This is a genomic window from Salicola sp. AFF1 (assembly GCF_056783195.1).
Genome location: NZ_JBXAYL010000013.1, coordinates 47,886 through 73,260, shown reverse-complemented (window position 1 = coordinate 73,260; position 25,375 = coordinate 47,886). Strand labels below are relative to the sequence as shown.

General features: G+C 62.0%; 23 protein-coding genes. 19 read left to right on the top strand and 4 right to left on the bottom strand.

The features are described 5' to 3' along the window. Nucleotides 1-16: 16 nt before the first annotated feature. From AC1RQI_RS10570 to AC1RQI_RS10535, 8 genes are all read left to right on the top strand, one after another. On the top strand, nucleotides 17-2,626 hold the full coding sequence (locus AC1RQI_RS10570) for an EAL domain-containing protein (RefSeq protein WP_481904750.1): 2,610 nt from the start codon (nucleotides 17-19) through the stop codon (nucleotides 2,624-2,626). Nucleotides 2,627-2,887: 261 nt separating this feature from the next. Continuing rightward, nucleotides 2,888-4,483 (top strand): PepSY-associated TM helix domain-containing protein, encoded by a 1,596-nt coding sequence (locus AC1RQI_RS10565; RefSeq protein ID WP_481904749.1) that lies wholly within the window; start codon nucleotides 2,888-2,890, stop codon nucleotides 4,481-4,483. Further along, on the top strand, nucleotides 4,480-4,779 hold the full coding sequence (locus AC1RQI_RS10560; RefSeq protein WP_481904748.1) for a hypothetical protein: 300 nt from the start codon (nucleotides 4,480-4,482) through the stop codon (nucleotides 4,777-4,779). Before AC1RQI_RS10565 ends, AC1RQI_RS10560 begins: the two co-directional genes overlap by 4 nt. After that, nucleotides 4,779-5,189: a DUF3325 domain-containing protein gene (locus tag AC1RQI_RS10555; protein WP_481904747.1), complete on the top strand. Its 411-nt coding sequence runs from the start codon at nucleotides 4,779-4,781 to the stop codon at nucleotides 5,187-5,189. Before AC1RQI_RS10560 ends, AC1RQI_RS10555 begins: the two co-directional genes overlap by 1 nt. Before the next feature lie 165 nt (nucleotides 5,190-5,354). Next, nucleotides 5,355-5,549: a CPXCG motif-containing cysteine-rich protein gene (locus tag AC1RQI_RS10550; RefSeq protein WP_416633081.1), complete on the top strand. Its 195-nt coding sequence runs from the start codon at nucleotides 5,355-5,357 to the stop codon at nucleotides 5,547-5,549. 14 nt (nucleotides 5,550-5,563) lie between these two features. Further along, nucleotides 5,564-5,965, top strand: a complete 402-nt coding sequence (locus tag AC1RQI_RS10545) for an MAPEG family protein (protein ID WP_416633082.1) — start codon at nucleotides 5,564-5,566, stop codon at nucleotides 5,963-5,965. A 143-nt stretch (nucleotides 5,966-6,108) separates the two neighbouring features. Then, complete coding sequence (acnA, locus tag AC1RQI_RS10540; protein ID WP_481904746.1) at nucleotides 6,109-8,781, top strand: aconitate hydratase AcnA; 2,673 nt, start codon at nucleotides 6,109-6,111, stop codon at nucleotides 8,779-8,781. Nucleotides 8,782-8,971: 190 nt separating this feature from the next. Then, nucleotides 8,972-9,295 carry a DUF2288 domain-containing protein gene (locus AC1RQI_RS10535; RefSeq protein ID WP_481904745.1) on the top strand — a complete coding sequence of 108 codons (324 nt, stop codon included), beginning with the start codon at nucleotides 8,972-8,974 and terminating at the stop codon, nucleotides 9,293-9,295. 140 nt (nucleotides 9,296-9,435) lie between these two features. Here the strand turns inward: AC1RQI_RS10535 and AC1RQI_RS10530 are convergent, their stop codons facing one another. Then, on the bottom strand, nucleotides 9,436-10,257 hold the full coding sequence (locus AC1RQI_RS10530) for a TatD family hydrolase (protein WP_481904744.1): 822 nt from the start codon (nucleotides 10,255-10,257) through the stop codon (nucleotides 9,436-9,438). A gap of 84 nt (nucleotides 10,258-10,341) precedes the next feature. Next, nucleotides 10,342-10,878, bottom strand: coding sequence for a methyltransferase (locus AC1RQI_RS10525; RefSeq protein WP_481904743.1), 537 nt, complete (start codon nucleotides 10,876-10,878; stop codon nucleotides 10,342-10,344). Between the two features lie 146 nt (nucleotides 10,879-11,024). Between AC1RQI_RS10525 and asd the strand changes: the two genes are divergently transcribed. Together asd and AC1RQI_RS10515 are read left to right on the top strand one after the other, a co-directional pair. Continuing rightward, a complete protein-coding gene (gene asd / locus AC1RQI_RS10520; RefSeq protein WP_481904742.1) occupies nucleotides 11,025-11,891 on the top strand; it encodes an archaetidylserine decarboxylase in 867 nt (288 codons plus the stop codon). A gap of 63 nt (nucleotides 11,892-11,954) precedes the next feature. After that, nucleotides 11,955-12,575, top strand: coding sequence for a DUF962 domain-containing protein (locus AC1RQI_RS10515; RefSeq protein WP_481904741.1), 621 nt, complete (start codon nucleotides 11,955-11,957; stop codon nucleotides 12,573-12,575). On the opposite strand, the gene AC1RQI_RS10510 is transcribed toward AC1RQI_RS10515, so the two are convergent. Then, complete coding sequence (locus tag AC1RQI_RS10510; protein WP_481904740.1) at nucleotides 12,569-14,290, bottom strand: aminotransferase class III-fold pyridoxal phosphate-dependent enzyme; 1,722 nt, start codon at nucleotides 14,288-14,290, stop codon at nucleotides 12,569-12,571. The genes AC1RQI_RS10515 and AC1RQI_RS10510 overlap by 7 nt on opposite strands. Before the next feature lie 131 nt (nucleotides 14,291-14,421). On the opposite strand from AC1RQI_RS10510, the gene AC1RQI_RS10505 reads away from it, so the two are divergent. Next, nucleotides 14,422-14,781 carry a DUF6164 family protein gene (locus AC1RQI_RS10505; protein ID WP_416633091.1) on the top strand — a complete coding sequence of 120 codons (360 nt, stop codon included), beginning with the start codon at nucleotides 14,422-14,424 and terminating at the stop codon, nucleotides 14,779-14,781. Between the two features lie 6 nt (nucleotides 14,782-14,787). On the opposite strand, the gene AC1RQI_RS10500 is transcribed toward AC1RQI_RS10505, so the two are convergent. Beyond that, a complete protein-coding gene (locus tag AC1RQI_RS10500; RefSeq protein WP_416633092.1) occupies nucleotides 14,788-15,390 on the bottom strand; it encodes a methyltransferase family protein in 603 nt (200 codons plus the stop codon). A 156-nt stretch (nucleotides 15,391-15,546) separates the two neighbouring features. Between AC1RQI_RS10500 and AC1RQI_RS10495 the strand changes: the two genes are divergently transcribed. The 8 genes from AC1RQI_RS10495 (at nucleotide 15,547) to betB (ending at nucleotide 25,371) form a co-directional block, all read left to right on the top strand. Beyond that, nucleotides 15,547-16,071 carry a gamma-glutamylcyclotransferase family protein gene (locus AC1RQI_RS10495; protein ID WP_481904739.1) on the top strand — a complete coding sequence of 175 codons (525 nt, stop codon included), beginning with the start codon at nucleotides 15,547-15,549 and terminating at the stop codon, nucleotides 16,069-16,071. After that, complete coding sequence (locus AC1RQI_RS10490) at nucleotides 16,068-17,591, top strand: AbgT family transporter (protein WP_481904738.1); 1,524 nt, start codon at nucleotides 16,068-16,070, stop codon at nucleotides 17,589-17,591. The genes AC1RQI_RS10495 and AC1RQI_RS10490 overlap by 4 nt, the downstream gene beginning before the upstream one ends. A 174-nt stretch (nucleotides 17,592-17,765) precedes the next feature. Beyond that, nucleotides 17,766-18,524, top strand: coding sequence for an acetoacetyl-CoA reductase (gene phbB / locus AC1RQI_RS10485; RefSeq protein ID WP_481904737.1), 759 nt, complete (start codon nucleotides 17,766-17,768; stop codon nucleotides 18,522-18,524). A 47-nt stretch (nucleotides 18,525-18,571) separates the two neighbouring features. After that, nucleotides 18,572-18,997, top strand: a complete 426-nt coding sequence (locus AC1RQI_RS10480) for a phasin family protein (protein WP_481904736.1) — start codon at nucleotides 18,572-18,574, stop codon at nucleotides 18,995-18,997. Nucleotides 18,998-19,062: 65 nt separating this feature from the next. Next, nucleotides 19,063-20,844 (top strand): class I poly(R)-hydroxyalkanoic acid synthase, encoded by a 1,782-nt coding sequence (gene phaC, locus AC1RQI_RS10475; protein ID WP_481904734.1) that lies wholly within the window; start codon nucleotides 19,063-19,065, stop codon nucleotides 20,842-20,844. Between the two features lie 77 nt (nucleotides 20,845-20,921). Further along, the gene (locus AC1RQI_RS10470; RefSeq protein ID WP_481904733.1) at nucleotides 20,922-23,045 is read left to right on the top strand and encodes an acetyl-CoA hydrolase/transferase C-terminal domain-containing protein; all 2,124 of its coding nucleotides are present in this window, start codon (nucleotides 20,922-20,924) and stop codon (nucleotides 23,043-23,045) included. A gap of 266 nt (nucleotides 23,046-23,311) precedes the next feature. Then, nucleotides 23,312-23,917: a transcriptional regulator BetI gene (gene betI / locus AC1RQI_RS10465; RefSeq protein ID WP_416633098.1), complete on the top strand. Its 606-nt coding sequence runs from the start codon at nucleotides 23,312-23,314 to the stop codon at nucleotides 23,915-23,917. Next, entirely contained in the window at nucleotides 23,908-25,371 is a 1,464-nt protein-coding gene (betB, locus tag AC1RQI_RS10460; protein ID WP_481904732.1) for a betaine-aldehyde dehydrogenase, read from the top strand. The genes betI and betB overlap by 10 nt, the downstream gene beginning before the upstream one ends. Nucleotides 25,372-25,375: the final 4 nt, after the last annotated feature.

Genomic DNA, 25,375 nt, shown 5'->3' with positions numbered 1-25,375 from the left:
AGGCTCAGGGGTGACGATGAGCAGGGTTGCGCTGCACCATTGGAAGGCATGTCGAAGCGCCATGGGCATCATGCTCGTGTTCGCGCTCCTGCTGACCACTGTGCCCGATGCCCACGCGATCACGGTGCTGCCGGGCGCTGAAAGCCAGATCCCTGCCAACAGCCTGCAGTATTGGCCGGAGCCGGCTGAAGGGCGTGTGGCCATGCCCGCCATTCTCGCCGGTGAGGTCAGTCCTGACTGGTCACCGGTGGCAGCGGCCGCAGCCAATTTTGGCTACAGCCGTGGCGCCTATTGGTACCGAATGCGGCTGGAGAATCCGCTTCCAAGCGCAACGGAGCGGTTTCTCGAGATTGATTACCCCCTGCTGGACCACGTTGAGTTCTACCACGTCCGTGATGGCCGCATTGTTGAAAGCGAACGGACCGGCGACGACTATCCCTTCCACTCCCGCGCCATGGCGCACCGGACTTTTGTCCTGCCGGTGACACTCAAGCCCGGGTCGGTAAGCCAGGTCTTCCTCCGGGTCAGAACATCCGGCTCCCACCGGGTGCCCCTGATCTTCTGGGAGCCCGAGGCGTTTTACGAGGCGAATGAGGCGGACATGGTCGGTCGCAGCATCTTCTATGGCATGCTGCTGATCATTGTCGTGTTCAATATCTTTCTTTATGCGGCATTACGGGAGCCTCGCTATCTCTACTATGTGCTGACCAACGCAAGCTTGCTCGTTCTAATGGTCAGCCTTCATGGCGTTGCCTTCCAGTTCCTCTATCCGGACCATCCTGAACTCAACAAGCGCGTGACCCTTGTCAGCTCCGGCATGATTGCGCTTTTCTTCAGCCTGTTTGCGCGTACCTTCCTTGAGATCACGCCGGATATGCGCTTCCGGCGCGGTGTCTTCCATGGGCTGACCGGGGTTACCGCATTGAACACCCTGGCGGCGTTCTTCTTAAGCTATGAGGTGTCCACGCGGCTGTCGGTGGTGCTGGCCGGCGCCGTGAGTCTTGTCATGCTGCTGATTGGCCTGGTGATGATGGTTCAGGGGCACAGGACGGCCCGGTACTTCATGGCGGCCTGGGTCATGCTGTTATTGGGGGGGGTGGCCTGGCTGTTGATGCTTGCCGGAATAGTCCCTTCGAACCTTGTAACCACGCATGGCATCGAGTTGGGCGCGGTCCTGCAGGCCCTGGTGCTGACGTTTGCGTTGGGGCAGCGTTTCAGTCACGAACAGCGGGCCCGCCGTGAGGCCATGAAAGAACGTGAATCAATGGAACAGAGCCTGTTGGAGCAGGCACAGCACCATGGGCTGACCGGTTTGCCGGGGCGCAGCCTGCTGGAAATGGTGTTGGGGGAAAGTATTGAACGGGTGGCGGATCGCGGGGATTGTCGCCTTGCCCTAGTGCTTGTGCATTTTGGCGGTTTTGATGACATCAATAAGACCCTGGGGCATGAGAATGCGGACCAGCTGCTCTATCAGCTGGCCTGGCGGATGAATGAGGTTGTGCTTCGCCTGCCGGATTCGATCATCATCGAAAAGGCCGATAGCGGTCCCTGTTCCGTAGCTCATGTGGAAGGCATCACCTTTGCCTGCGCCTTTCATCCCCGCGATACCGAGACCATGTCCGGCCAAACGGCAACCTTGATGGAGTCGCTCCGCGAACCGGTGGCGTTCCGGGGGCTCAGCCTGGATATGCGCATGGTCGGGGGGTGTTCCTTCTACCCGGATGACAGCCCCGATACCTCAACGCTTTTGCGCCACGCCTTTATCGCCTTTGATCAGGCGGACAGCGGTGGTAATCATGTGGCGACCTATACGGAATCCATGAATCCCTACAGTGAGCGCCGCCTGACCCTGATGACCGAGTTGCGGCGGGCCATCAACGAGGACGCTCTGGAGCTGTATTTTCAGCCTCAGGTGCGGCTGAGCTCCGGGGAGGTGTGCGGCTTCGAGGTGCTGTTGCGCTGGAATCATCCGGAGTACGGGGCGATCCCGCCGGATGAGTTCATTCCCATGGCGGAACAGACGGGCCTGATCCGGCCGCTTACCCGGTGGGTCCTGGATCGCGCGCTGTTGTTCTGCGCCACCATGGACACCGCCGGTTATCCGGTGCGCATGGCGGTCAACATATCGGCGCTGAACCTGGAGGAGCCGGCATTCGCGGACCAGGTGCTGGCCATGCTGCAGGCGCGCGGTTTGCCTGCCGGACGACTGATCCTGGAAGTGACCGAAACCGCCACCATGATCAATCCCTCCATAGCGTTGACGGCGTTGCGCGGGCTCCATGACGCGGGGATCCGGTTGGCAATTGATGATTTCGGTACGGGGTATTCCTCGCTTTCCTACATCCGCAAACTGCCCGTGCATGAGATCAAGATCGACCGTTCCTTTGTCAGGGAAATGGATGCCAACCAGGAGGATGCGACCATCGTGCGCACCACCATCAACATGTGCCATGACCTCGGATTTGAGGTGGTTGCCGAGGGTGTGGAAAGCGATGACACCTCACAGCTTCTGCACACCATGTCTTGTGACATCATGCAGGGCTACCACCTGAGCAAGCCCATGCCGGAGGCTCAGGTGACCGGCTGGCTTGATACCTGGTATCAAGCCAGCCGTGCCGACGGCTGAAGCCGCGTCCGGCTCCCTCCCGTTAAACCATACCGCGTGATAATGCGATTGATTATCGTCCATGTTACCATCCGCTGAATCGGTTAAATGCCGATCCAGGCAGCTGGTTCCAATCGGACGCCTCCCATCCTGAATCAGGGCGCACGTGGTTCGCGTGGTTAACGGGGTTTATGGCTGCGCATTCGTCATCGGGGCCACTCTTTCGGGGCTCGCGGAAAAGGTTGGTCTGAGCGCTGTATGAGAGACGGATTTCGACAGAGCATGGCATGGCTGCATACCTGGTCCGGGCTGGTGGTCGGGTGGGTGCTGTTCTTTGTCTTTGTCATGGGTTCCGCCGGGTATTTCGAGGACGAGATTACCCGCTGGATGAAGCCGGAATTACCATTGGAGACCCCGCCCCCCGCCTTTGAACAGGACGCCCTGATCGACAGGGCGCTGTCGCGGCTGACCACGGTGGCGCCAGAGGCAACCGCCTGGCGGGTGATTCTGCCTCATCATTCCCGTTCGCCCAGGGGATGGGCGGATTTCGGCATCCAGTGGCGGACGCCTCCTGAGAATGGGGAAGGGCGCGGGGCGCGCCACAGTGAAACGCTGGACCCCAGCACCGGTCAGCCCGTGGAACCGGTCAGCGCGCGGGAAACGGGCGGTGGAAGCCAGCTCTATCGCATGCACTACGCACTGCACTACATTGACACCGCCATTGCGTACCGCATTGTCGGTGTTTGCGCCATGCTGATGCTGGTTGCCCTCATAACGGGGGTGATTACCCACCGCAAGATCTTCAAGGACTTCTTCACGTTCCGGCCCGGTAAGGGCCAGCGCAGTTGGCTGGATGCGCATAATCTCATCAGCGTGATGGCATTGCCGTTTTTCCTGATGATCACCTACAGCGGGCTTGCGTTCTTTGCCACCACGTACCTGCCAGCCGGCATCGCCGTCACCTACGGGACCAGTGAGCAAGCGCGTGAGGCGTATTTCGATGACCTCCTGGAGCGAGGGGAGGGCAGTGCCGGGCCGGTTTCCAGGCCCGAGGCCCCGGTGGCGCCAATGGTGGCTCAGGCGGCCTCGGACTGGGGCGAGGGTCAGGTCCGTGCGGTGCGGGTGCGGAATCCGGCCCAAGCCGGACTTACGGTCGGCGTGGAGCGGGTGCGGGGCAGCCGGTTGCGTTTCCACAATGACGTCGTGCGTCGCTTTGACGGCCAGACGGGAGAGCGGCTCCCGCCCGAGCCGGGTCTCAACGCCACCGCGGCCACGACGCGGACGCTTTTTGCCCTGCATGAGGGCCTGTTCGCCGGGCCCATGCTGCGCTGGCTGTATTTCGGTTCCGGCTTGCTCGGGTGCGGGATGATCGGCACCGGGCTGGTGCTCTGGACGGTCAAGCGCCGCCGCCGGCACGGCACCCAGGGGAGGGGCCTGCAGCTGGTGGAGGCGCTCAATGTGGCGACCATCGCCGGGCTTCCGGTGGCCGTGGCGGCCTATTTCTGGGCCAACCGTCTCCTCCCGGTTGGCATGGAGGCACGCGCCGCCTGGGAGGTGCACTGCCTCTTCCTGGTCTGGGGCGAGATCCTGATCTATGCGTGCTTTCGCGACACCCGCCGGGCCTGGGTGGAAGTACTCGGGCTTGCCGCTGTCGCCTTTACCCTGGTGCCGGTTATCAACGCGCTTACCACCAACCGTCACCTGGGCGTTACGCTGCCGGCGGGTGACTGGGGACTGGCTGGACTGGATCTCACAGTGCTGGGGCTGGGGTCTCTGTTTGGCCTCATGGCCGTGAAGGTGCGTCGGCGCTGGCTGGGTGTCGCGGCGCGCGTTCGTGGCTCGGGTCAGGCAGCCACCGGCCTGGGGGAGGCGGCATGAAGGGCACCTCGACGCAGGGGGCAGGATACCGCCTGGCGGTGGCCGCGCGGGTACTGGCGGCGGTGGTTGGCGGCTACGCTTTAACGTCCGCGGCGACTGTGCTGCTGGCTCTGGTTTGGCCGCTTCCTCAGGCCCAGGCGGTGGCAGCCGCCAACCTGCTGGGTTTCGTGTTCTATGCCCTGATCATTCTATGGAGCTTCAGTGTCCAGCGCCTGCGCACCGTCTGGGGAGGGCTGGTTCTGGCGACGGGGGGCTGTACGGTCCTGGCCTGGGCCCTTTTGCCGGGGGTGGCGTGATGCTGGGCCACGGCGTGGTTGCCGTCGTGAACGCACTGGGGTTAACGGCCCTGGCGTTGGCCATGGCACGCCACGGTCACCAGATACTGGGCCGATCGCCGACCGCGTTACAGCAGTTTCGGTGGCGGATCGCCGGCAGTAGTCTGTTGGCCCTGGGCTGGCTTTCGGCCGTCGTGTTTTGGGGGTATGGCATTGGTACCGTAGCCTGGGTGGGCTGGCTGAGCGTGGTCGGTCCGCTGCTGGCATTGTGGCTTACACGCTGGCAACCAACCCAGTCCAGCAAGCGCAAGCCTAAGTCACCGGAAGCGCAAACACCGGCTCCTGAGCCACGTAGTCCCGGGCGCTTGCTCACCTTCGTCCTGATAATGGCTGTATTGCCGGCCGCCGCGATCTGGCTGCTGCCGGGATGATCCTCTAACCTCCCGCGCCACCACCGCAATGGATCAGGCCCCTGATTCGGTTCCTTGATGCACGCGATAGGGATGCGGTATCGGCGCGCCGCCCACCATGTACTGTGACATCCATCAAGGCTATCATCTGAGCAAAGCCATCCTGTAGGCGAGAGCTGAAGCCCCATGTCGTTGACCGAGACCGTACCCGTGCCTTGCCCATGCTGCGGGGAAGTGATCAGCGTTCTTGTTGATTGCTCTCTGGGCGACCAGACTTATGTGGAAGATTGTTTCGTCTGCTGTCAGCCACTGGTGATGACGGTCTCGGTGGACCCCGAGACGGGCCAGCCCGCAGTGGATGCCACCCCCGAAAACGCCTGATCCGAGGAGAGCCCATGCTCGCACCTGCCACTGCCTTTTACGCTGTTGTCTTTGTCGTCCTGAAGCTGATCCTTGTATGGCGGGTTGTGGCCCTGCGCCAACAGCTGGGTGTGGGCGTGGGCGACGGGGGGCATCACGAACTGAGCGTGGCCTCGCGGATTCATGGCAACTACATTGAGTCCATGCCCCTGATGCTGGTGCTGATGTTCATCGCGGAGATGAACGGGGTTGCCTATGCGGCCCTTCACACGGTGGGAGGGCTTTTCCTGGTGAGCCGTGTCGCCCATGCCTGGGGCATGTACGTTGCCCAGGGGCGCTGGCATCTGGCCCGGGCTGCGGGCGTTCTGGGCACCTGGTTAGCGTTGCTCGGGGTTTGCGGTCTGCTGGTGTACAACGTGCTGACGATTCGTTACTGATGGAAGCGCCCTGTAAGGCGTTTCGGTTCACACCTACAGTTCTGCGTTCGTTTCCAGTACAATCCGCGACCGATCCGGGCCGTTTCCAAGCTACCTGTCTGGTATAATCGGCCCATCGAATAACCCTACCAAGGGAGGATGCCATGTCGCCTGTCGATAGTTTCAAGACCGCCCAGACCCTCGAGTCTGGCGGCAAACAGTACCGCTACTACAGCCTGCCGGAAGCCGAAAAGCACCTCGGTGACCTGCAGCAGCTGCCCGTTTCCCTCAAAGTTCTGCTTGAAAACATGCTCCGTCACGAAGACAACCAAACCGTGACGAAGGATGACATCGAAGCCGTTGCCGGCTGGCTGAAGAACCGCTCGTCCAGCCGCGAGATCCAGTACCGCCCGGCGCGTGTGCTGATGCAGGACTTCACCGGCGTGCCCGGTGTCGTGGACCTTGCCGCCATGCGTGACGCGGTCAAGAAGGCCGGTGACGATCCCGAGAAGATCAACCCGCTGTCGCCGGTGGACCTGGTCATCGACCACTCCGTCATGGTCGACCAGTACGCCACCTCCGATGCCTTCCGGGCCAACGTTGACATCGAGATGACCCGTAACCGCGAGCGTTACGAGTTCCTGCGCTGGGGCCAGGAAGCGTTCGATAACTTCCGCGTGGTTCCGCCGGGCACCGGCATCTGCCACCAGGTCAACCTCGAGTACCTGGGCAAGGTTGCCTGGACCAAGGAGCAGGACGGCGAGACCCAGGTCTACCCGGACACCCTGGTCGGCACCGACTCCCACACCACCATGATCAACGCCCTGGGCATCCTGGGCTGGGGTGTCGGCGGCATCGAGGCGGAAGCCGTGATGCTGGGCCAGCCCATCTCCATGCTGATCCCGGAAGTGGTCGGGTTCCGTCTGACCGGTTCCATGAAGGAAGGCGTGACCGCCACCGACCTAGTCCTGACCGTGACCCAGATGCTGCGTGAGAAGGGCGTGGTCGGCAAGTTCGTCGAATTCTACGGCCCCGGCCTCGACAACCTGCCGCTGGCCGACCGTGCCACCATCTCCAACATGGCACCGGAATACGGCGCGACCTGTGGTTTCTTCCCGGTCGACAACGAGACCCTGAACTACCTCAAGCTCTCCGGCCGCAGCGACGAGCAGATCAAGCTGGTTGAGGAATACAGCAAGGCTCAGGGCATGTGGCGTGATTCCAGCAAGCCGGAGCCCAAGTTCTCCGATACGCTTGAGCTCGACCTGGGCGATGTGAAGGCCTCCCTGGCCGGTCCGAAGCGGCCCCAGGATCGGGTTGATATGCCGGCGATGAAGAGCACCTTCGAGAAGCTGCTGGATGACGCTGGCGTTGAGGACAAGGACAAGCGCGTGCCGGTCAAGGGCGAGGATTATGACCTTGGCCATGGCGACGTGGTGATCGCGGCGATCACCTCCTGCACCAATACGTCCAACCCGAGCGTGCTGATGGCCGCCGGCCTGGTGGCCAAGAAAGCCCGCGAGAAGGGCCTGGACCGCAAGCCCTGGGTCAAGTCCTCGCTGGCACCGGGTTCCAAGGTTGTGACCGACTACCTGGATACCGCCGGCCTGAGCAAAGAGCTCGACGCGCTCGGCTTTAACCTCGTGGGCTACGGCTGCACCACCTGTATCGGCAACTCCGGTCCACTGCCGGACGAGATCGGCGAAGCCATCAACGAAGGCGGCCTGCAGGTTTCTTCCGTGCTCTCCGGTAACCGGAACTTTGAAGGCCGGGTTCACCCGGATGTGAAGGCCAACTGGCTGGCGTCACCGCCCCTGGTTGTGGCTTACGCCCTGGCCGGCACCACTCGCGTTGACCTGGAGAGCGAGCCGCTGGGCAACGACCAGAGTGGCAACCCCGTCTATCTCAAGGACATCTGGCCCTCCAACGCGGAGATCGCCCAGGAAGTGTCCAAGGTGGACGACGAGATGTTCCGCAAGGAATACGCCGACGTCTTCAAGGGCGACGAAGTCTGGCAGGGCATTCCGTTCAGCAAGGACAAGACGTACCAGTGGGACGACGAATCCACCTACGTGAAGAACCCGCCGTTCTTCGAAGGCATCGAGAAGCCGCTGCAGCCGCCGAAGGACATCGAGGGTGCGAACATCCTGGCGCTGTTCGGTGACTCCATCACCACGGACCACATCAGCCCGGCCGGCTCCATCAAGCCGGATTCCCCGGCAGGCAAGTACCTGCAGGAAAAGGGTGTGCATCCCAAGAACTTCAACAGCTACGGCTCGCGCCGTGGTAACCACGAAGTGATGATGCGCGGCACCTTCGCCAACGTCCGCATCAAGAACGAGATGCTCGACGGCGTTGAGGGCGGCTTCACCAAGTTCGTGCCCACCGGCGAGCAGATGGCCATGTACGACGCGGCCATGGAGTACCAGAAGCAGGGTACGCCGCTGGTTGTGATCGCCGGCAAGGAGTACGGCACTGGCTCCTCCCGTGACTGGGCCGCCAAGGGTACCCGCCTGCTGGGCGTGGAAGCCGTGGTTGCCGAGAGCTACGAGCGGATCCACCGTTCGAACCTCGTGGGTATGGGCGTTCTGCCGCTGCAGTTCAAGGACGGCGAAAACCGCCAGACGCTGGGGCTGACCGGCGATGAGAAGATCAGCATCAAGGGTCTGGATGAGAATCTGGAGCCGCGCCAGGTGCTGAAGCTCGTGGCCGAGCGCCCGGATGGCAGTACCACCGAGACAGAGGTGGTCTGCCGTGTGGATACCGCCAACGAGATGAACTACTACCGTAATGGCGGCATCCTGCACTACGTGCTGCGCAACATGATCGCCAAGTGAACTCTGGCGGTTGATGGGTTAGCCTCTTCGGGAGGCTGACTCGCGGAAAACGGGTGGCTTTCGGGCCACCCGTTTTTGTTTCTATTGTCACCAGACTGCTGATTGGTAACAGGCAGGCGATCGGGGAGGGTTTGTCGCTTCCCTGAAAGCCCTCCCCGATCCCCTGCTTTCGAACGTGTTGGAGACGCTGATGTCGCTTGAAACTGACGGAATTCCGGAAAACGACGACGAACTCCGCGCCAAACTCCACCAGGAGACGGCCCAGATCGGATGGGTGGAGCTGCAGCGGTTCTACGCCCGCGGCAATGTGGTACGCGTGGCGCCGGGGCAGGATCTGATCGAGGTTGGGCTTTCACTGGTGCGGGACGACAAGGCCCGCTTCCAGCAGTGGATCCAGGAGGGGGCCGTGGGTGAGGTTAAGCCGGATGAGGCCCAGGGGTGGCATGATTCGGATGCGACGGTCTGGGCCCTGGTTGTTGCCCCCTGGGTCCTGGTTCAGCCGAGTCAGCAATAACCTCGGATCGGTGAGGGGAATGGGGGAGTGCTCTCCGGGAAGCTCTGGAGCCAGGGATGGCGGAAGAGCAGCCTACATGGATGTACTCGTGGCGATTCCCGGAGAGCACTCCCCCATTCCCCTTACCAGGCAACGATCTATCAATCCTGCTGACTGAAGAACACCGCCTCACTGTTCTGGTAAGCCTGTGCCAGGAACTCTTCGACTTCCAGCCCCTTGTGTTGGGCGATGAACTCCCCCACGAACGGCAGGTAATACGGCATGTTCTCCTTGCCCCGGTACGGCACCGGCGCCAGGAAGGGCGAATCCGTCTCCAGCAGGATCCGGTCCGCCGGCGTCATATCAATGATCTCACGCACATTCTCCGCCTTCTTGAAGGTGCAGATCCCATTGAACCCAATGTACCAGCCCTGATCCAGCGCATAGCGAGCCAACTCCGGGCCCGAGCTGAAGCTGTGCACCACGCCGCGCTGCTTCAATGACCCCTCGAACTCCTTAAGGATCTCGATGGTGTCCTCATCCGCCTCCCGGGTGTGGATCACCACTGGCCTGTCCAGCTCCGAGGCCATCTGCAGCTGCTTGCGGAAGACCGACTTCTGGGTGTCGCGATCGCTGAAGTCGTAATGATAATCCAGCCCGATCTCCCCGATGGCCAGCAGCCGTTTCGGGCTGGCCGTCATGGCGTCTCGGATAAAGGGGTCCAGCCCGTCATGCCAGTTGTCCGCCTCATGCGGGTGGATGCCCTGGGTGCCGTATACGCGCGGGTGGGCCGCGGCCAGGTGCTGCACCGTCTCCAGGTTGCCCGGGGAGACAGTGATGGTGATCAGGCGTTCGATGTTCACCTGCTCGGCGGCCATGACCACATCCTCCACCGGCTCACCCTTGAGATAGTCCAGGTGGCAATGGGTCTCGATGAGGGGGTGTTCGAAAACCGGTACGGGACGGCGCTTGTGCTTGCTCATGGGGTACAACTCCAACGGATCATGGCTGTTGGCAACAGCGCCCCATGATAGCGGAAGATCCCCGTCTTGGCATGGGCGGCGTGCTCAGGGTTCGTGGTGCGTGCCCCACAGGTAAAGCGCGGTCTCCAGCAGTGGCAGGTAGAACCAGTCCGGGTGAGGGTAGCGCATGAGCAGGAAGAACCCCCAGATCAGGGCCAGCGCCCCCATGTACTGGGGGTGTTTGAACAGCGAGAAGGGGAAGCCCTGCACCCAGGGAACATGGTGACCCAGCTGGCTGCCGTAGAAGACCCCAACGCGGCCGAGCCGGGCAAAGACACTGGCATTGAGCAGCAGGCCCAGACCCATCAGGGCGATGCCTGCCCCCGCCATTACGGGGTCGGCAGTGGGGGCCGGAAGCCAGTCGCCCGTCATGACCATGCACCAGCCCAGGAAGACGCCCGCCTGAACCATCTTGAACAGGTAGAACAGTTTATGGACCACGTCCACCGGCGAACCGAGCGCCGCTAGCGGTGGCCGTTGGCAGGCGGCGTGCCAGCGCTCGGGGTGGTTGGCAACGGCGTAATAGGTGAGCCGTTCCAGGCTCAGCAACAGGGCGCTGAGTATGAGCGCGGTCAGTAGCATCCAGGGCTCCGTAGGGTTCGGCCAGTTCGCCGGAGCATGGCGGGTGGATGTTACGCCCTGGTGACAGCAGCGGCGTCATTAATCGGTCATACCCGCACGGCATGCTGGCGGAATGAATCCGAGCAACGGGGCCGGTGGGAGCGCCTGTGCCAAACAAATTGCTGCACCAGCTGTCCGCGATTGAGCGACTCAACTTCCTGTTGACCAACCGCATCCCACGCCGCTGGGCCACGCGCTTTATGGGCTGGTTCAGTCGTATCCGCCAGCCCCTGGTGCGGCGGGTGTCGATGGTGCTCTGGCAGGCTTTTGCCGGTGACTTGCGGCTGGACGAGGCGCGCAAGGATCACTTCAAGAGCATGCATGAGTGCTTCATTCGCGAGCTGCGCCCGGGTGCCCGGCCCGTGGATGAGCGCCCAGGGGTACTGGCCAGTCCCTGTGATGGCATTGTCGGGGCTTTTGGTGCGATGCGCGGGACCGAGGTGTTTCAGGCCAAGGGCTTTCCGTACGCGCTGGAAGAGCTTCTGGGAGACGCGGAGCTGGCCCGCCGGTATGCCGATGGTTGTTTCCTGACACTGCGGCTCACCGCCAGCATGTATCACCGTTTCCATGCCCCTGAAGCGTGCCATCTGCGGGGAATCCATCACATTGCTGGTGACACCTGGAACGTCAACCCCATCGCCCTCAAGCGGATTGAGCGCCTTTTCTGCCGCAACGAACGGGCGGTCCTGGAACTCGCCCTGGCCGGGCGGCCGAATTGCCGGATCCTGATGGTGCCGGTGGCCGCCATCCTGGTGGCCAGCCTGCGTCTGCACGCCCTGAAGTGCCCATTGGGCCTGCGTTATGACGGGCCCGACCGTATTCCCTGCGATGTGCCCTACCAACGGGGCGAAGAGATGGGGTACTTCGAGCAGGGCTCCACCATCCTGCTGTTCACTGGCCCCGGGTTCCGTTTCGAGGACGGGGTGGCTACCGGAGCGCATTGGCAAATGGGAGAAGCAATCATGCGGTACTGACGGCACGAGTTACTGGATTCGACAACCGGTTTGATGTTCAAAGCACAGTGGAGGGAACGATTGATGAAACTGCTTGAAGCACTCGAGGAACAGCGGTGGGATGACCATCGGTACTATCACCAGAGCCGGATCAACCAGGCACTGCATCTGGTCAGCGCCATCAGCTTTCTGGTGGCCTACATTTACCTGGCCATCAATCCGGTGGTCTCGGCATTACTGGGGTGGGGCGTGGCCATGGTGGCACGCCAGATCGGGCACTTTGTCTTTGAACCCAAGGATTACGACAAGGTGAACCGGGTGACGCACTCGCACAAGGAAGACATCAAGATTGGCTACAACCTTCAGCGCAAGCGGATACTGCTGGCCTTCTGGGCCATGACGCCGGTTCTGGCCTGGTTACAGCCCAACCTGTTCGGCCTGATCGAGGCGCGCCAGGGGGGTGGCGGTTACCTGTATACGCTGTCCCTGCTCTGGATCGGGTTGGCCGCCATCGCACTTGTGGGCCGGACCGTGCATCTGTTTTTCATCCGCGATGTCCAGACGGGGGTGATCTGGCTGATCAAGATCCTGACCGACCCCATCAACGACGTGCGGATGTACTACAGCGCCCCGTTCCATCTCATGCGGGGCCAGTTGATTGACCCCATGGATGACATTGCCCCTGATGGCTCACGCCGTTACTGAAGCGGCCGCTCTGCGGTCGCTGCTCCCGCCTTGCCCGGATGGCTGCCGGACTGGGAGAGCCGCAGCCGCCGGCGGATGAGCTCACCGACTACCTGCTTGCGGATGGCGCTGTTGTCCAGCTCCGGGTTCTCCCAGAACCAGCCATCCGCCGCCATGGCCCTGGCCGCCGCGAGGAAACGGCTCTGGAAGGCCTCGAAGTCGGCTTCATCGTAGTCGTGACTGAAGATGAGGCGACCGGTGCCGGTCCATGCCAGCTGAAGGCCCTGATCCCGCAGGTAGAACTGGAACATCCAGTTGTAACGGCTCTGGGCGGTGTAGATCACGCTCCAGACGGAAACCAGGTTGGCGATGCGCAAGGGCAGGGCCTCGGCCTCCAGGCACTCGTTCAGCCGTGCCGCGCGCTGGTTCCAGCGTTCGTGCAGCCCCTGGTAATACGGTTTGATGGCCGGGTCCCGGAGCCGCTCCAGAAAGGCGTTCATGCAGCCCATGACGGCCGGGTGGGCGTTAAAGGTGCCCCGGGCGTAGCAGATGTCCGCCGGGCGCTCCGGCCGGTAGCGTTTCATCAACGCTGCGCGTCCGCACAGCACCCCAACGGGCAGGCCGCCACCCAGGGTCTTGCCGTAGGTGACCATATCCGCCTGCACACCGAAATACGCCTGGGCGCCTCCGGGGGCAAGGCGGAACCCGGAGAACACCTCATCCATGATCAGTACAATGCCGCGTTCACTGCAGATGTCGCGCAGCTGGTGCAGCCAGCGGCGGTAGGCGTCCGGATCAAACCCGCACTGGCGGTCACCGGTGACCAGGGCGGCGTCGCCCGGTGCGCCGGCGTTGGGGTGCAGGGCCTGGAAGGGGTTCACCAGGACGCAGGCAATATCCTGGCGGCTGCGCAGCACCGCCAAACTGCGTTCATCCTGATCCCGCAGCGTGTAGACATCACGGGCCTCGCGCTGGGCACCGACACCGGGCTGAACGCCGTCCCACCAGCCATGGTAGGCCCCGCAGAAGCGTACCAACTGGGACCGGCCCGTGTGGTAGCGGGCCAGGCGTACCGCCTGCATGACCGCCTCGGTGCCGGACATGTGGAATGAGACCTCGTCCAGCCCGGAGATCTGTTTGAGCGTCTGGACATTGTCGAGCACCACAGGGTGGTAGGCCCCCAGGTAGAGGCCCAGCGATTGGGTGCGCTGCTGACCGTCCGCCAGGCACTCCCGGTAGAAGTCGTGACCGAAGACATTGACCCCGTAGGAGCCTGAGACATCCAGAAGCCAGTTGCCATCGATGTCGCGCACCCAGGGTCCCTGCGTGGCTTCGGCCATCATGGTGGGCGGCAGCAGGCGGTTGATCAGGGTGCGGAACTGGAAGGGCACGCGGTAGCGGCTGGTGAACGCCAGGTCCGAGAGGCCCTCGGCAAGTTCCGCGCCCGCCCCGAGCGCTTGGGGCGAGCGGGCGTGCAGGTTCTGGGACAGGCGGTGCAGGCCCGCGCGGCGCTGTTCGGCGATGGATTCCGGAGGCGTGTCACAGCGGAAAAAGGTGGCCTCATCGTAGTCGTAGAACGGCAGGAGGCGGGCGACCCGCCGCGCGAGCCGGGAATGGCCCTGGAGCGAGGGATGCTTGGCGCGCGAGAGCTGGAGTCGTTGATAAAGCCGGGAGCTGACCCAAAGGAGCAGGGCAGCGCCTGGGACCAGAAGCGTCAGGGTAGTGAGGCTGGGCATAACAGGATCTCCCGTGGCGTGGATAGACAGGTTCATGCCCAGCGTGCCGGCTTTTTATGAGATTCATGTGACAGGCTGACCCTTGTGGGCTGTTACAATGGCGTTAGTTCGTGGATGGAGGGATTCCCGTCATGGGGCATCTGCTGTTGAACCTGCGCAACGTTCCGGATGATGAGTATGAGGAGGTCAAGGCGCTGCTGGAGGCCCATGATCTGCCGTACTACGAGACCGAGCCCAGCCGCTGGATGGTCTCCTTTGGCGCCATCTGGCTGGAGGATCCTTCCCGGGTTGAAGAGGCCGAGAGGCTGCTCGCTGACTATCAGGCGGAGCGGCGTCAAAAGGCCCGGGTGGCCCATGAACAGGCCCAGGCGCGAGGGGAAGTCGAGACCGCGGGGCAGCGCTACCGGCACAACCCGCTGGCGTTCATCGGGGCATTGCTTGGCATTGCAGGCATGCTCTATCTGGCCCTGACGCCTTTTCTGACCCTCTAAGGGGGCTCAGAACCACCGGGGAACCCGCTCCCGGTACTGCCGGTAATCCGAGCCGTGAAGTGCCTCCAGGGTTGCCTCTTCGGCCAGCGCCTGGCGCCTGAGCACCACCACACCGGCAATCAGGCAAACCAGTGAGAACACGCTGGGCAGTGCCAGGAAGAAGCCAAGCTGCCCCGCCATGATGGTCAGGAACATGGGATTGCGCGTGCGTGCCCAGGGACCCGTGGTAAGCAGTTTCGGCGGATTGTCGGCATCGATCCCCGAGCGCCAATCCTCGTGCATGTAGGCCTGAAGGTAGTTGATGGCGGTGAAGACGGCGAGCAGAAGCACGACACCAGCCACCAGCACCGGTGCTGAGTAGAGCGGTTGGATGATGCCCAGCCAGGGATCCACGGGCACTGCAATGCGCAGAACACTCACCAGCAGGATGGCGGTTCTGAACGCGTTGAAGATCTGGCGGTTCCACCAGGGACGAGACCCCACATGGCCGTAATGGATGTGGGAATGGTTGGTGCGCGTGCTCAGCCCCAGTGCCCGGGCGGCGAAAAGAAGGCCGATCAGCAGGAAATAGGTGCCGAGGAAACTCCGCGTGAACAGTTCAATGTCCATGGAGTGGCTGTCTCCTGTTTGATTTGGGTATCATTCTAGTCCGGGATTCGCTATGGGTCAGGCAGTCTGTAATAGTATGCCTCAATCCCGCCTGTTGCCCGGAGCTGGCAATCGTGGCAGTTTCCGGTTCTGCATCCATTCCGGCGAGGTACCAGCATGCTTTGTTTCGCCTACGGTTCCAATATGTCCATCCGCCGCCTCCAGGCCCGGGTGCCGGAATCGCGTTTTCTGAGCGTGGCCTGGCTGCACCAGCATCGTCTGGTCTTCCACAAGCGCAGCCGCGAGGATGGCTCCGCCAAGTGTGATGCCTTCCATACGGGTCATCCGGGAGACTGGGTCGTGGGCGTGGTCTATGACATCCCGGACCGCGAAAAACCCGTTCTGGACCGGATCGAGGGCCTGGGTAATGGTTATGACGAGGCCCTGATCCAGCCCCGGACGCCCCAGGGCGAGCTGTTGGAGGCACGGATGTATGCCGCCACGGACGTGGATCCCGCGTTGACGCCCTTCAGCTGGTATCGGGCCCATGTCCTGATCGGTGCCCATGAGAATGGCTTCCCCACCGACTATGTCGAGCGCATCCTGGAAACACCGGTCCAGCCTGATCCGGACGTTACGCGCCACCGCAACGAGCTTGCCATCTATCCGGAGGCGGTGCTGCCCCATGGAGCCGTGGCATGAGCCAGGCCACTGCCACAACCCGCTGGCTGGACCGGGTCGAGCGGGCGGGCAATGCCCTGCCGCACCCGGTAACGCTTTTTGCCATGGCGCTGGGATTGGTCATGGTGCTTTCCCAGGTGGCCGCCTGGGCCGGGTGGTCCGTGCGCAAGCCGGCCGGTGCTTCTGGCGAGGGTGAGCTGATCCAGGCCCGGGGGCTGCTGGAAAGCGACGGCCTCTGGTGGCTGCTGTCACATCTGGTGGAGAACTTCATGCAGTTTCCGCCGTTGGGGCTGGTGCTGGTGGCCATGCTGGGTATTGGCGTGGCGGAACGCTGTGGGCTGCTGCCCGCGCTGCTTGACCGGCTTCTGAGGCTTACTCCCAGGGCGTTGCTGGCGCCCATGGTCGTGTTTCTGGGGATTCTCTCGTCCGTGACCCTGGATGCAGGCTACGTGGTCCTGCCACCACTGGCGGCCATCCTCTTCCACGCGGCCGGGCGCTCTCCCCTGGCCGGATTGGCCGCGGCCTTTGCTGGGGTTTCCGCCGGCTTCAGCGCCAACCTGGTCATCACGGCCCTGGATCCCTTGCTCGCCGGCCTGAGCGAGGCTGGCGCGCGCATACTGGAACCGGATTACGCGGTGGCGGTAACCGCCAATTGGTGGCTGATGATTGTCTCCACGCTGATGCTGGCGCTGGTTGGCTGGTGGGTGACGTCCAGGGTGGTCGAGCCCCGGCAGGCAGGCGTCGAGCTCGCCGGTGCGGATGGCGGGGAGTCCGCTAACGACGCAGTGGAGAACCCTTCGCACGGACTCCGGATGGCCGGCCTGGTATTTGGCGTCACACTCGCTCTGGTCCTCGCGGCGGTACTGGTGCCCGGAGCGCCGCTGCATGGGCAAGGCGAGCAGTTCGCCCGTTGGGTGGAGGCGATGGTGCCGCTTCTGCTCATTCTCTTCCTGCTCCCCGGCCTGGCCTATGGCTTCAGCACCGGAACCCTGAAAAGCAACCATGACGTGGCCCGCATGCTGGCGGAGACCATCGCTGCATTGGCCCCCTACATTGTACTGGCGTTTGTGGCGGCTCAATTCATTGAGGCATTCAACTACAGCCAGCTCGGGCTTCTGCTGGCGATCACCGGTGGCCAGTGGCTGGCATCGCTCGCCGTGCCGGCGCCGGTTCTGGCCGTGGGCTTCATCCTGATCGCCATGCTGGCCAACCTGTTCATTGGCTCCGCCTCTGCCAAATACGCCTTCCTGGCGCCGGTGTTCGTGCCCATGCTCATGCAGGCGGGGCTGAGCCCCGAGCTGACCCAGGCGGCCTACCGCATCGGGGACTCGGCCACCAACATCATCACTCCCCTCAATCCCTACTGGGTCATTGTCCTGGCTTTTGTCCAACGCTGGCGTCCGGAGGCGGGTATCGGCACCCTGATGGCACTCATGCTGCCCTATGCGCTCGCCTTTGCCGTGACATGGCCCATCCTGCTGGCGCTCTGGGTCGCTCTGGGCATTCCCCCAGGGCCAGGGGCGCCGGTCACGGTGGGCTGAATCACAGGCCGCTGGCGGTCCCGGCCCCGGTCCCGTGACCGGGCCTCTATCACAATCTGTGAGTCTTTCCCTCCCCGGGTGCCTTACTGGTGACTTAAGTCAATTTGTGCCCCTTCCGGTTTCGATTACTCTTTATTCAGGCAGTAAGGAATTCGCGGCAAGCAAGGAGGGGGAATGCCCGACTCACAGGACTCGCGGGTAGTGCTGGTCACAGGCGGATACGGCGGGCTCGGCACTGCGATCTGTCAATCATTCGCGCGCGACGGTTACCAGGTGGTCTCCACCTACCGCTCCCCGGAGCGCTGGGAGCACGCTCTGGAGTGGCAGCGCCAGATGTCAGCTCAAGGGCTGGAAATGGATCTGGTGTGCATGGATGTCTCTGACCCGGAAAGCTGCCGCACTGGCGCCAATACGCTTCTCGAGCGTTACGGTCGGCTTGATGTGCTGGTGAACAATGCCGGCATCACCCGGGATTCGACCATGAAGAAGATGACGGTGGCCCAGTGGCAGGACGTCATCCACACCAATCTCGACGGTGTCTTCAATGTCACCCATCCATTTCTCAACCCTATGCTTGAGCAAGGGTTTGGGCGTATTGTCAATATATCCTCCGTTAACGGGCAGAAAGGCCAGATCGGACAGGTGAACTATTCCGCCGCCAAGGCCGGGATCCATGGCTTCACCAAGGCTCTTGCCCAGGAGGTGGCGCGCAAGGGGGTGACCGTGAACACGGTTTCTCCTGGCTATGCGGCAACAGACATGGTCATGTCGGTCCCCGAGGAAGTGCGGAACAAGATCCTGGCCCAGATCCCCATTGGCCGGTTGGCCCAGCCCGAGGAAGTGGCTCGGGTGGTGCGGTTCCTGGCGGACGATGAGTCGGCCTGTATAACGGGCGCGGACTATTCGGTTAATGGCGGCATGCACATGCACTGACCCTTACTTGAGCCGTGTAAGGATGTTCAATCAGAAGGAGCGCAACAATGTTTGACAATCTCAAGAAAACGGCGGAACCCCTCACCCAGTTCAACAAGCTGACCATGAGTACGGTCTCCAAGGTGGGCGAAATGCAGATGGACGCCCTCCGGGATTTCATGAATATGGCGGGCCAGCAGGCCAAGGCGGCCACCCAGATCCGTGATTACGAGGATTTCCAGAAATACCTCAGTGATCAGGCGGAAATGTTCAATAAGATGGTTGAAAAGGCCAGCGACAACATGAATGAGCTCTCGCGCATGGCCGATGAATTCAGGGAGGAAGCCACCGAGGTGTTCCAGCAGGAGGATGAGGGCGAATCCGGGGAGCAGCAGAGCTCGCAGAGCGCCGATACCAATGCCTCGAAGACGGCCTCCACGGCTTCGAAAAGCCAGGCGGGTAAGGCCAAGACCTCCGAAAAATCCACCCAGTAATCCAAACCCATGAGGTGTGAGGCACTGGGGAGCCGTCTCCAGTGCCTTGTTTCCGAGGCTTACCCATGATTGAACTTCTGAAGCGCGTCAAGAACGAGTTTGGCGAGCACGTGCCGGCGCTCGGTAAACTGATGATGGATACGGCCAGCCGGCACCTGGATCCACGCAACCTGCCCACGACCGATACGTCTTTTCTGCTGGATGTCAGCTCCGCCATGCTGGAAACCTGCCGCGAGGCAGCCATTAATCCGTCCAAAGCCCTGACGGATAACCTGGAGCTGGCCCGTGGGTATGCAACACTGACGCAGAACATTGCAGCAAGGGTGCTCGGGCAGCACCCGGAACCTGTGATTGAGCCCCACAAGAGTGATCACCGCTTTGAGGACGAGGCTTGGGAACGCAATCCCCTCTATTACGCGGTGCGCCAGACCTATCTGCTCAACGCCCATTATCTTCAGGAAATGGTGGATGACCTCGAAGGACTGAATGAGCATAACCATCGCCAGCTCAGTTTCCTGACCCGCCAGTTCATCAATGCCATGGCGCCCACCAACTTCTTCCTGACCAATCCGGAAGCGGTGCGCCGCTTCCGTGAGACCTGGGGATTCAGCGTCATCCGTGGCATGGAGAATTTCCTGGAAGATGTGCGCCGTTCGCGCCAGATGCTGAATGTTTCCATGACCGATACCAATGCGTTCCGGGTTGGCGAGAACGTGGCGGTTACACCTGGCAAGGTGGTCTACCAGAACGACCTCTTCCAGCTGATCCAGTACCAGCCAACGACGGAGACAGTGCATCAACGCCCCTTGCTGGTGGTGCCGCCGTTCATCAACAAGTACTACATCATGGACCTCACCGAGGAGGACTCCATGATGCGCTGGCTTGTGGCGCAGGGTCATACCGTGTTCATGATGTCCTGGGTCAACCCGGATGCCTCCTATGCGGAGACCACCTTCAGTGACTACGTGACCCAAGGGGTTGTGGAAGCCATGGATGCCGTGGAGGCGGCCACTGGTGAGCGGGAAATGAACGCCATCGGTTATTGCGTTGGCGGGACCCTTCTGGGGACCACCCTGGCTCATCTCAAGAAAAAGGGTGAAGATGCCCGCATCCGTTCCGCCACCTTCCTGGCCACACTGCTGGATTTCAGGGATCCGGGCGAGATCGGCATTTTCATCAATGAAAGCATCCTCCAGGCGATGGAGTCGTACATCGACCGGCTGGGCTACTACGATGGCCGCCTGGTGGCCTTCAGCTTCTCCACACTGAAGGAAAACAACCTGTTCTGGTCCTTCTTCGTGAACAACTACCTCAAGGGCCAGGACCCGCTGCCCTTTGATCTTCTTTACTGGAATTCCGATTCGACCAATCTGCCGGCGGCCATGTACAAGTTCTATCTGCGGGAGATGTACATGAATAACCGCCTCAAGGAGCCCAATGCCCTGGAAATCGCGGGTACGCCCATTGATCTGACCCGCATTGATACCCCCTCCATGTTTGTCTCCACGGTCAAGGACCACATCGCGGTCTGGCACAGCACCTACGCAAGCTATCGCCTGCCCAGCGGGCGCAAGCAGTTCGTTCTCGGTGAATCAGGCCATGTTGCCGGCATCATCAACCCGCCGCATGCCAACAAGTACGGCTACTACCTGAACGATACGGAAGCGGAAACGCCCGAGGAGTGGTTCGAGGGTGCCGAACGCCATCCCGGCTCCTGGTGGCCCCACTGGCAGGCGTGGGTGAGCGAGTTCCAGGGTGAAGAAGTCGCCCAGCGGATTCCCGGCGACGGCAAGCTGGATGTGATCGAGGACGCGCCAGGGAGTTATGTGAAACGCCGCATTGTCTGAAACCACAAAAAGGGCTGACAGTGACAACAACAAGAACGCATCAGCATTCTGGGAACCTGGAGCGGTGTATCGACACCGTGATCAACAAAGTGGGCAAGGAGATCCGGCTGGGCCTGCCGCTTGGGCTGGGCAAGCCGGTTAATCTGGTCAACGCGCTCTACCAGCGCGCCTGCCAGGATCCGGAGATCCGTCTGCACATCTTTACTGCCCTGTCGCTGGAAAAACCTGTGGGCAGCCAGTCCCTTGAGCGTCGCTTCATGGCGCCTTTCGTGGAGCGTGTTTTTCAGGGCGTTCCGGATCTTGATTACGTGCTCGACCTGCGCCAGGGGACGCTGCCGGACAACGTCCGGGTCTCTGAATTCTTCTTCAAGGCGGGCAGCTGGCTGCGCCACCAGCCACAGCAGCAGAATTACATCTGCACCAACTACACCCATGCAGTGCGGGACCTCATGGCCCAGGGCATCAATGTGGTGGGGCAGATGGTCGCGCCGCACCCCAACGGTGAAGCGCGCGTGAGTCTCAGCTGCAACCCGGACCTGACCCTCGACCTGCTGCCCCTGCTGCGGGAACGCGAGGCCCAGGGGCAGCCGGTCGCCGTTATGGCCGAGCTCAACGACCAGCTTCCCTGGATGGGGCACCATGCGGACCGGCCCATGGATGAGTTCGACGTCCTGTTCAACGGCGCAGGGTGCAGCCATCCGCTTTTCAGCGCCCCCAAAATGGCGGTGGCCCCCGAGGACCACATGATTGGTTTCTACGCCAGCGCGCTGATCCGCGATGCGGGGACACTGCAGGTGGGGATTGGGTCGCTGGGCGATGCGGTGGTCTACAGCACGCTTCTGCGCCATCACGACAATGGGCGCTATACCGGTTTTGCGGCACAGGTTGGACTGCAGGAACACTTCCCCATCGTGGACGAAGTGGGTGGCATGGATCCGCTACCCGACGGCCTCTATGGCTGCAGCGAGATGATGGTCGATGGTTTCCTCCACCTGCTCAAGGATGGGGTTCTGACCCGAGAGGTGTTCGAGGACGAGGCACTTCAGCGCCTGGTTGATGACGGGCGGGTCAGCAAGCAGGTCTCGCTTGAGACGCTCGATACCCTGGTCGCGGAAGGGCTGGTCCGGTCACCGTTGCGGGCGAGGGATCTGGATTGGCTGCAACGCTTTGGCATCCTGCGCGCGGACTGTGAGTTCAAGGGCGGCCAGCTGCTTGTGGATGGTGAAGCCATTACACCGGATCTCAGCGAGGCGACTAGCCGGGAGGCCATGGAGCAACACGCCCTCGGGGATCGGCTCAGTGGCGGCGTGGTGATGCATGGTGGGTTCTATATTGGCCCGGAAGATTTCTACCAGGGGCTGCGGGAACTCAGCGACGAGGAGCGGGCCAGCCTATCGATGACCAGCGTCAGCTTCATCAACCATCTCTACGATCATCCCTATGGCGGCCAGAGCCTGAAGGCGGCCCAGCGCCGTCACGCACGCTTCATCAACTCGGCCATGATGGTGACGCTCAACGGCGCGGCGGTTTCCGACGGGCTGGAGGACGGCCAGGTGCTCAGTGGCGTGGGCGGCCAGTACAACTTTGTCGCCATGGCCCACGAGCTGGCCGAGGGCCATTCGGTCCTCACATTGCGCGCCGTGCGTAATGCCGGGGGTAAGCCAGTTTCCAACATTGTATTCAACTACGGCCACTGTACGATCCCGCGTCACCTTCGGGATTTCGTGGTGACGGAATACGGCATTGCCTACCTGAGGGGGAAACCGGACGCGGAGGTCTTCCAGGAGCTCATCAAGATCGCGGACTCGCGCTTCCAGCCCGAGCTTGTCAGCCAGGCCAAAAAGGCCGGCAAGATTCCCCCGGACTGGGAAGTGCCGGCCGAATTCAGGCACAATACGCCCGAACGCATCCAGGCCCGGATCAGTGAGTGGCAGCAGTCCCACGACCTGTTCCCGTCCTTTCCCTTCGGGTGTGATTTCACCGACGATGAGCTGGCGCTGGGTAAAGCCCTGAAGACGCTCAAGGCGAGGGGAGGCACTATCAAGGGGCGGCTCGGGTTGTTGCTGCAGGCCCTCAGGGCCCGCGAACCGGATGCGGACAGGGCACGCCTGCTGCAGCGCATGTGTCTTTCAGAGCCCGACAGTTTCCATAGCCGCCTCGAGAGGCGACTGTTGATGGTGGGCCTGGACGCGACCGACTAGCACTCGGGGCGCACCAGGCTCCCGATGCACAGAACACAACCTTCTGAACGCCATTGCCCGACGCGCCAGCAGGCCGAGGGCAATGCCCCCAAAACGGTTCTCCTGCCGTTCTCCTCCCCCTTACCAACGATTTGACATTGCACTCAGGCTCCTGATTATCCAGGCATATTGCGGATATCCGGTATTGTCATGCGGTTGACCTGTTGATTCTTGTCTTTTCGCAAGCTATCCTTAATTTTAATTGAACGGTTAATTAAAAAACGCTTATGCCAAAAGTCGGAGTCCAGGAAGAGCGCAGGCGTCAGCTGATCGAGGCGACCCTTGAAGTAGTGGGGGAGCTGGGTCTCCAGAACGCCACCATTGGAGCGATCAGCCGCACCGCGGGGCTGTCATCGGGGTTGGTGAGTCACTATTTCGGGGGCAAGCAGGCCCTGGTCGAGGCCACCCTCCGCCAGCTTCTTGAGGAACTGAAGCTGGCGCTGCTGGAGCATACGCAAACCGATGTGCTCACACCCCAGCAGCGGCTGATGGCCATCGTGGAAGCCAACTTCAGTGACTTCCAGCGCTCCAGCGCCACCACCCGCACGTGGTTGAGCTTCTGGGCCCGGGCCGTTCATGAGCCGGGTTTGACCCGGCTGCAGAACATCAACAGCCATCGACTGTACAGCAACCTTTGTTATTCGTTCCGCCAGCTGCTACCGCTGGAAGTAGCACGGAGAACATCCCGGCAGGCGGCTGCGATGATCGACGGTTTCTGGCTGCGTAGTGCCCTTGGTCCCAATCAGGAGCAGGGCTTCCAGGACAGCGAGATCCTCTGTAAAGCCTTCATCAACGACACACTGAAACAGCACGGAGTCGAACCATGCCACTGACCCGCTATCAGAATTTTGTAGCCGGCCAACCCATGGCCAACAGCACCGGGGAAACCTTTGAGGTGGTGAATCCAGGTACCGGGGAAGTGATCTACGAAGTGGAGGTGGCGGACGAAGGCGTGCGCCAGGCCGCTCTTGAAAGCGCCCGCGAGGGCTTCGCCACCTGGTCCGCCATGAGTGGCATGGAGCGGGCCCGCATCCTGAACCGGGCGGTGGCGATGCTGCGCGAGCGCAATGATGAGCTCGCGAAGGTGGAGGTGCTCGACACGGGCAAGCCCTGGCAGGAAGCCAGCGAGGTGGACGTGAACACCGGTGCCGACTCCCTTGAGTTCTATGCCGGTCTGGCGCCGGCACTGGAAGGCAATCAGCAGGATCTGGGCGGTGACTTCTACTACACACGGCGTGAGCCGCTGGGCGTGTGCGCCGGCATCGGGGCCTGGAACTACCCGCTGCAGATCGCGTGCTGGAAGTCCGCGCCGGCTCTGGCATGCGGCAACAGCATGATCTTCAAGCCCTCCGAGGAGACCCCGCTGGGGGCGCTCAAGCTGGCGGAGGTCCTCATTGAGGCGGGCATGCCGGCAGGCGTGTTCAACGTTGTTCAGGGTGCCGGTGAAGTCGGCAGCTGGCTGAGCCACGAGCCGGGTATCGACAAAGTCTCCATCACCGGGGAGGTGGGTACCGGCAAGAAGGTCATGGCCGGCGCCGCCACCACCCTCAAGGAAGTCACCATGGAGCTGGGCGGCAAGTCGCCGCTGATCATCTTTGATGACGCCGAGATTGATAACGCCGTCTCCGCGGCCATGCTCGCCAATTTCTACACCCAGGGCGAGATCTGCACCAACGGTACCCGTGTGTTCGTTCACGAGGATCTGTACCCGACCTTTATCGAGAAGGTTCTGGAGCGCACCCGCAACAACATTATTGCCGGGGATACCCTGGACCCGGATACCAACCTGGGCGCCCTGATTTCCAGTGGCCACAGGGATCTGGTCATGGACTACATCCGCAAGGGCATCGAAGAGGGCGCGACCCTGGCCTGTGGTGGCGAAGAACTGGCACCGGCCGGTGTGGAAGGGGGCTATTTCGTGGCACCCACGGTCTTCACCGGCTGCACTGATGACATGACCATCGTGCGCGAGGAAATCTTCGGTCCGGTTATGAGCGTGCTGACCTTCCGGGACGAGGACGAGGTCATCCGCCGGGCCAACAACACCCAGTACGGCCTGGCCGCCGGTGTCTTCACCCGTGACATCAAGCGCGCGCACCGCGTGATCCACCAGATCCAGGCCGGCATCTGCTGGATCAACAGCTACAACGAGTCCCCCTCTGAAATGCCGGTCGGCGGCTACAAGCAGTCCGGCATCGGACGCGAGAATGGCGCGGCGACCATCCAGCACTATACCCAGCTCAAATCCGTTTACGTCGGAATGGGTGATATCGAAGCACCGTTCTGACGCC